Genomic DNA, 7,384 nt, shown 5'->3' on the forward strand with positions numbered 1-7,384 from the left:
CCTTCACAAAAATGATGGTCATCATCTATTGTGCGGGCGTGCTTTCGTCAATGGCGGAACCTGGATCCTGGCCGGGGCTCGGTTTGATTCACTGGTCGGTCCCACCCACCGGTCGCACCGACGCTGGCGAGCAGGTTAAAGTCGGTCCACGCCGACCACGGCGGCGTGCATCCGTCCGTCCCAAATCCGGGGCGCCTCCCTGTCGTCGGCGCGCAGCGCGGGGCCGGCTGGACCGGCCTACCTCGTTTGGCGGAATTGGACCGGCTGACGGTTCGCCTCCAAGCGAAGCCGTCGGGAGCCTCGGCCGAGCGTCGGCGCGGAGCGCCTGGGACGTCGAAGGCTGAGGGTGATGGCGTTTCGTCGAGACATGGCGGGTTTCGGACCGGACGAGACCGGACCGGCCTGGCTTCCAACCGGCGGGCTCGATGAGCATGGTGCGTGGCATGCCGCCCGCCCGTCGCGCTGCAGGCTCGGCGCGCACGGTCTGCCACGGCTCAAGCCGGCCGCGATACTCTGGGTCCTGCTGATCCTGCTCGCGCCGATCAGCGGGGAGCAGGTCAAGCTCCCGGGTCTGGATAAGGCGGTCTGGCTGGGCGCCGATCTGGCCGCGCTCGCCTTCCTGGTCTTGCGGCGCGATCTCGCCAGCACGCTGTTCGGCAGCCGGCCCGTCATCCTGCTCTGGCCGGCGCTCGCCGTGATGTCGGCGGCTTGGTCGCTGACCCCGGACATCTCGGCCTATCACGGCCTCCAGCTGCTCGCCACGATCGTGGCGGGGATCGCGATGCGCGCCACGATGGGGCTTTCGGGCGTCGTCAGGATCGTCTTCCTCGGGCTTTTGGGCGGGCAGATCCTGTCGGTGGTGCTGGGCGTTGCCGCCCCCGGCATGACGCGCGGCCTCAGCGGGGAATGGTCCGGGATCTACTCGCACAAGAACGTGCTCGGGAGCCTGATGAGCCTCCAGCTCCTCTGCGCCGCCTCCCTGTTCCTCCAGGGCTGGCACCGACTCCTGACAGGGGCGGCCTTCCTGGGCGCCGTGCTGCTCCTCGTCTCGTCCCATTCCGCTACTGCCTTGGTGGCCGGCGCCGTGGGGCTCTCCCCGCTCTGCGTGGTCACGGCGTGGCGACAGGGGAACCTGGTGACCGGCTTCTGCCTCGGGATCGCCATCGCGCTCGCCGGCATCGGCATCCTGGTCGCCGCGACCTACGGGGCGGACCTCTCGGCCAGCCTGCTCTCCGACCTCGGCAAGGACACGACGCTCACCGGCCGCACGATCCTCTGGCAGTTCGGCATGGATCAGTTCTGGCGGGAGCCCCTCTTCGGGATCGGATACAAGGCCTACTGGGAAAGTCCGATCACGACGGCGCCCTACCTCCACTTCACCACGAAGCAGAAGCTCTGGTTCTTCCACAACAACTTCATCGACGTTGCGGTGGCATTCGGCGTCGTCGGCCTGATCATCTTCACGGGCGTCTTGCTCGATACGGCGCGCCGCGTCATCTCGCACTTCGCCCGGTCGCCGGGCTATGTCGAAGCCTGGCCGATCCTGTTCCTCGCGCAGCTCGTCGTCTTCATCTGCTTCGAGTGCCCTCTATTCATGAATCACGGGATGCATCAGTTCCTGCTGGCGGCGATCCTTCCGGTCCTGCGGCAACGGCCGACGGCTTGACCAGGTGAAACCGAGGCCACCACGTCGCCGGCAGCAGGACGCGCAGCGTATGGTCCGGCCCGCGCATGCGGCCTTATACAGTATCACGCGAACATTTTTTGTGGATATGGGTCGCGCCCTGGGCGACAATTTTGCGATCGTCCGTTCTTTGCTCGAAAATTGATTTCCTGGCCTACTACCCCAACCGATTCGACGTATTTGTTATCCCGGAAAAGTCTGCAAGCCGAGACATTTGCTCATCGTGGAAATTTCAAACGAGGATTACTGAATTCGAACGTAAAATATGATTGCAAAACGGTTAACGTCAGCGCATCATTCCCCGTCGAAGGATGGTACAATGTGCTGCATTGCAATATCAATCCCGCGATTCCGCGAGAGACATGCTTATATTACGCGGCATCTCCATACGGTATGGGGGGCGGATTTCGAAATCCTCGGTATCGATGGATCTGTAGCGGGCCGTGACGCGTCGCCCGAATCCGATCTGAGCGCGGGACAGGTAGGCTGCGCCCTCTCGCACCTAGCCGCCTACGAATCCATGATCGATCGCAAGTTACCCTGGGCCCTCATCGTCGAGGACGACGCGGTATTGCCGTCGGACATCCACGACATCCTGGTCCGGGTCGAGGCGACCCTGCGCCGGGGCGACGTCGTCCTGCTCTACAAGCGGCCGCAGCATCGCGCCGCCTTCAGCACCGTGAACGCCGACCCGATCGGCGATTACCGGCTGTGCCTGCCCATGAACATGGCCGGACTCGGAACGACGGCCGCCTACGTGATCACCCGGCAGGCGGCGGAAGGCATCCTGAAGGTGAACCGGCCCGTCGTGGCGGCGGCGGACAACTGGGAATACTTCTTCGATCGCCAAGCCATCGCCCGGGCCCGGGTGATGTCCCCGAACCCGGTCTCGATCAAGCCGTTCGAATCGACGGTCTTCACATCCGGGTCCCGGGTCGGCGGCTTCCTGAAGAGCAATCGCCTGTTCCAACCGCTGCTGGCGGCCCGGCGCCGTTTTCTGACCGCGCGCATGGCGGGCCAGACGGTGTTCGTCGACGAAGTCTCACCCTACTCGACGATGTCCCCGTAGCAGCGGCCGCTGCAGGGCCGTTCTCCGCAACGGTCTTGACCGCATCCAGTTGGCCCCTCGCGTGCGGGATCGTCGGCAACGACACGTCGGTCGCTCCGGTGCAGCCTCCGGGTCCGACTTGCGCCGCTCGGGGCTCACTCAGTTCAGCGTTTTCAACGAACGCAGAGCGCCGACGATCCATTCGGATAAGCGAAGTACACGCCGCCGCGCGGGGCGGCTCGGATCCCGTGGCCGCCTCTCCTCCAGGGCTGGGGTGTGGCGGCCAAGCCAGCAATACAACCCAAAGACGTAGCCATACGTACCCCAGTTAACCCTTGGCCCGCGCCGGTACCATGGCACTCTGGCTGTCGAACCGATGAGGGCCGCCGCCGCGCCCTCTGAAGCCACCCGGTCGCCGCGCTGCCGCTGCGGCCGCCATCACACTCCGGCAGCGAAGCGCGACGATGGGCAGATCTCTCTCAAGCTCGGATCCGACCAAGACCTTCCCGGTCCGAGAGTCCTGGCTGGCCGGACCGTTCTCGCTGGCGCAGGCCCGGCCGTACCTGATCCTGCTCGCGCAGATCACCGCACTCCTGATGGTGATCAAGCTGTCGCGGATCGTCGACGAGCGGAACAACTACTACATCATCGTGCTGCCGCTGGTGCTGGCGGCCGCGATGCTGCGCCGGACCTACGCCGACGCCGACACCGCCGCCGTCCGGCTGCTCCAGCTGATCGGCGTGATCTCCGGGGCCTACGCCCTCGTGCATTACCCGCTGTTCCCGGTGGTCGAGCATGGCTTCAAGGCGATGGCGACGCTGGGCGCCCTCGTGGGCCTCTGGATCGCCGCCGTGGCCTGCGGGATCCTGTGCCTGCGCTGGCCGTCGCTCGGCGTGGTGGGGGCGGCCTACCTGGTCTGGAGCAAGCTCGCCGTCAGCCGGGTGACGGGGCTCTGGCATGGGCACATCATCGACGTCGTGCCCCTGGCGGAGGTCAGCTTCTGCCTGCTGGCCGGTCTCGGCGTCGTCGCCCTCACAACCCGCGTGAGCGCATCGCCGAGCGTGCCTGCTGCCGCCAGGACCGACATCGCCACCGCCAGCGCGCTGTTCTCGAAGGTTCTGATCGCCGCCGCGATCAGCATCCACCTCGGGAACTACTACTCGTCCTTCCTGGCCAAGGTGACGCTGGATGCCGGCCCGACATCCTGGCTGCTCGCGAACGACCCCGGAAAGCTGTTCAGCGTCGGCCTCGACAACAACCACGTCTTCTATGCGGGCTGGGCCTGGCTGGTGGAGGGCATGCGGGCGATCCTGAGCCATGCCGGACCTCTCACGAACACGCTCATCCTGGTCGGACAAGGGGCGGCGCTGGTCGGCATCCTGATGCCGCGGCGCTGGCTCGTGGTCCTGCTGCTCGGCTTCGACGCGATGCACCTGTCCATCGTGGTCGTCATGGGCGCCAACTTCGCCCCATGGATCCTGCTGAACCTGGCGATCGGCGCCGTGGTGATCAGCCGGCACTACCAGCGGCCGCCGCTGATGGTCGGGGTGCTCTCGGTGCTGTTCATCCTGAGCGACAACAGCTTCATGACCCAGGCGCGGCTCGGCTGGTACGACACCGCCGCGAACAACAAGCTGTACTTCCAGGCGGTCGATAAGGACGGCGGACGCCACTACGTCCCGACGAACTTCTTCACCTTCTACTCATACCCCTTCGCCCACATGGCCTACGGATCGCCGGATGCCGAGACCGCCTTCGCTCTCGACAACCCGAATGGCGGAACCCAGGTCTACCGGAAGGTGCTCGCGTCGCTGTCCTGCGACGTTCCGGTCCTGACCGCCCGGGACGGCGCCGGGCAGGATCTCGCCAAGAACGAGATCGATCGGCCCGCAGTCGATGCCTATATCCGCGGCTATCACCGCCTCGTCGCCGGAATCGCCGACAGGCTGGGGTCGTTTCCCCATGCCTTCTACCCGCATCACTTCTTCGTCCCGCTCCAGCACGGCGCGAGCTTCGACGGCGTGGGCCTGCACGACATCGTCGCCTACATCTATCGGCGTGAATCCGTCTGCCTCAGCCTGCAGGACGGCGTGCCGGTCCGCCGGCTGGTCTCGGCAGCCGAGCATCGGATCGATCTGAAGCCATGACCGACGCAGCCCTCACGGTCGTCTACGACGGCGAATGCCCGTTCTGCAGCAACTACGTGCGCCTGATGGCCCTGCGCCGGTCGGTCGGGACCGTGGCTCTGGTCGATGCCCGCGAGGGAGGCCCGGTGGTCGAAGACCTGACCCGCCGCGGTTACGACCTCAACAACGGCATGGTCGTGCGCCACGGCCGGACCCTGTATTACGGCCCGGACGCCCTGGTCCTGCTCTCGACCCTCAGCGAGGACCGGGGCGCGATCGGCCGCGCCCTGTCGCGGCTGCTGCGCAGCCCCTCCCGCGCCCGCCTGCTCTATCCGATGATGAAGCTCGGGCGACGCGCGACCCTGGCCCTGCTGGGCCGCCGGCTAATCGCCCAGCCCGGATCCGGCCAACCTCACTGAGATCTGCGTTGCGCACGAAGGGCTGCCGGACCTCGGAGACGACTGCGCGGCATCGGCCTTGCTCGTGCCCCCATGCCTCCAGGCGGCCGGGCGCTCTCGACTTCTGAGCGTCGGCGGTGTGGAAGGAGCGTGATCCGGTCGCAATGCGGGCCGCCCTCCCGGCCTGCCTGCCCGGACCGGCGCGCAGCAGGAAGGGACGAGTCCGTTGGCCAGCGTGGACCTGAACTCCGATCTCGGCGAGGGCTACGGCGCCTACGCCTGCGGTGACGATGCGGCGATCCTCGGCGTCGTCACCTCCGCCAACGTCGCCTGCGGCCTGCACGCGGGCGATCCCGAGATCATGGCCAGCACTTTCGCGCTGGCGAAAGATCGCGGCGTGGCGGTGGGCGCCCATCCGGGCTTCCCCGACCTCTGGGGCTTCGGACGCCGCCGCATGCCGTTCACCCCGCCCGAGATCGAGCGGCTGGTCGCCTACCAGGTCGGTGCCGCCCAGGCGCTCGCAACTTACGCCGGCCACCGGATCACCTACGTGAAGGCCCACGGGGCACTCGCCAACCTCGCTGCCGAGGATCGTGCGGTGGCCGACGCCATCGCCAAGGCGGTCCGGGCGGTCGACCGTGACCTGGCGCTGCTCGCGATCGCGCTCACCGCACAGGTGGCGGCCGGCGAAGCCTGCGGGCTCGAGGTCCACCAGGAGATCTTCGCCGATCGCGGCTACACCGAAGCCGGCCTGCTGATCGCGCGCGACCAGCCCGGCGCGCTGATCACCGAGGCCGATGCGGCCGCGGACCGGGTCCTGCGCATGGTCGAGGGCGGGGCGATCCTCACCGCCTCGGGCAAGTCCCTGCCGACGCCGATCCGCTCGATCTGCGTCCACGGGGATTCCGCCCACGCAGTCGCCACGGCCCGGGCGGTGCGCGCCCGCCTGGAAGGCGCCGGCGTGACCCTGGCGCCGTTCCGCTCATGAGCGACCCGGTAAGCGAACCACGGCTGCTCGATTCCGGCGAGGCTGCCCTGGTGGTCGAGTTCGGCAGCACCGTCGATCCCACGATCAGCGACAGGGTCCTGGCACTCGACGACGCCCTCGGCGCCGACCCGCCCGAGGGCCTGCGCGAGCGTGTGCCGACCTATCGCTCCCTGATGCTTCACTACGACCCGCTGGTGCTCGACCGCGAGACGCTGGCGGAGCGGGTCAGGACGCTGGTCGCCGGGGCCGTCGCCCGCGCCGGCACGCCGACCCTCTGGACACTGCCCTGCTGCTACGACGCTCCCCACGGCGAGGACATCGCGCAGGTCGCCGAACGCACTGGGCTCTCCGCCGACGCCGTTGTGGCGACCCATGCCGGCGCCACCTACCGGGTCTACATGTACGGGTTCGCGCCGGGCTTCGCGTATCTCGGCGGCCTGCCCGAGACCCTCGCGGTACCCCGGCGCGCGAGCCCGCGGCCCCCGCATCCGAAGAATGCGGTGGTGATCGGCGGCGGCCTCGCCGCGGTGGCCACGGTGCCGATGCCCACGGGCTGGTACGTGATCGGCGCCACCCCGGCCCGGCTCTACGCCCCGGAGCGCACCGAGAGCTTCTTCGTCGGCGCCGGCGACCTGATCCGGTTCGAGGCCGTGGACGTCGCGACCTTCGATGCCCTCACCGCCCGGGAGGCGGTGGGCGAGCCGGTCGCCCGCCGTGGGGAGGCCGATCGATGACCGCCCTCGTTATCGAGGCTGCCGGCCCCGGCGTGACGCTGCAGGATGGCGGCCGGCACGGCTACCTGCGCTACGGCATCACGGCCGCGGGCCCGATGGACCCGCTGATGCACGCCACCGCCAACCGCGCGGCTGGCAATCCCCTGGACGCCACCGCTATCGAGGTCTCCACCGGCGGCCTCACCGTCACGGCCGACGGCGGGCCGCTCGGGATCGCGATGGTCTCCCGGAGTTTCCGGATCACCCTCGACGGAGTTACGCTTCCCGACGCGGTGGCGCTGACCCTGGAGCCGGGCCGGACGCTGACGGTGCGCGCCGGCTCGTCCGGCGCCTGGGGCTACCTCGCCGTGCAGGGGCGGCTCGACGTGGCGCCGGTGCTCGGATCGACCGCGACCCATACCCGCTC

At 68.2% G+C, this 7,384-nt stretch carries 6 protein-coding genes and 1 pseudogene; all 7 read left to right on the forward strand.

What is annotated here, in order from left to right:
* The first annotated feature begins 349 nt into the window (after positions 1-349).
* Positions 350-1,666, forward strand: a complete 1,317-nt coding sequence (locus FV228_RS03910) for an O-antigen ligase family protein (RefSeq protein WP_147853386.1) — start codon at positions 350-352, stop codon at positions 1,664-1,666.
* Between the two features lie 439 nt (positions 1,667-2,105).
* Entirely contained in the window at positions 2,106-2,753 is a 648-nt protein-coding gene (locus FV228_RS03915) for a glycosyltransferase family 25 protein (RefSeq protein ID WP_348645006.1), read from the forward strand.
* 443 nt (positions 2,754-3,196) lie between these two features.
* On the forward strand, positions 3,197-4,879 hold the full coding sequence (locus tag FV228_RS03920; RefSeq protein WP_147853387.1) for a hypothetical protein: 1,683 nt from the start codon (positions 3,197-3,199) through the stop codon (positions 4,877-4,879).
* Complete coding sequence (locus tag FV228_RS03925) at positions 4,876-5,277, forward strand: DCC1-like thiol-disulfide oxidoreductase family protein (RefSeq protein WP_147853388.1); 402 nt, start codon at positions 4,876-4,878, stop codon at positions 5,275-5,277. The genes FV228_RS03920 and FV228_RS03925 overlap by 4 nt, the downstream gene beginning before the upstream one ends.
* A gap of 205 nt (positions 5,278-5,482) precedes the next feature.
* Positions 5,483-6,244 carry a 5-oxoprolinase subunit PxpA gene (locus tag FV228_RS03930; protein WP_147853389.1) on the forward strand — a complete coding sequence of 254 codons (762 nt, stop codon included), beginning with the start codon at positions 5,483-5,485 and terminating at the stop codon, positions 6,242-6,244.
* On the forward strand, positions 6,241-6,978 hold the full coding sequence (locus FV228_RS03935) for an allophanate hydrolase subunit 1 (RefSeq protein WP_147853390.1): 738 nt from the start codon (positions 6,241-6,243) through the stop codon (positions 6,976-6,978). The genes FV228_RS03930 and FV228_RS03935 overlap by 4 nt, the downstream gene beginning before the upstream one ends.
* Positions 6,975-7,384, forward strand: a pseudogene (locus FV228_RS03940) (urea amidolyase); the annotation flags it as partial. The gene FV228_RS03935 and the pseudogene FV228_RS03940, both read left to right, overlap by 4 nt.

Origin of the sequence: Methylobacterium sp. WL18 (assembly GCF_008040015.1) — a bacterium.
Taxonomy (GTDB): domain Bacteria; phylum Pseudomonadota; class Alphaproteobacteria; order Rhizobiales; family Beijerinckiaceae; genus Methylobacterium; species Methylobacterium mesophilicum.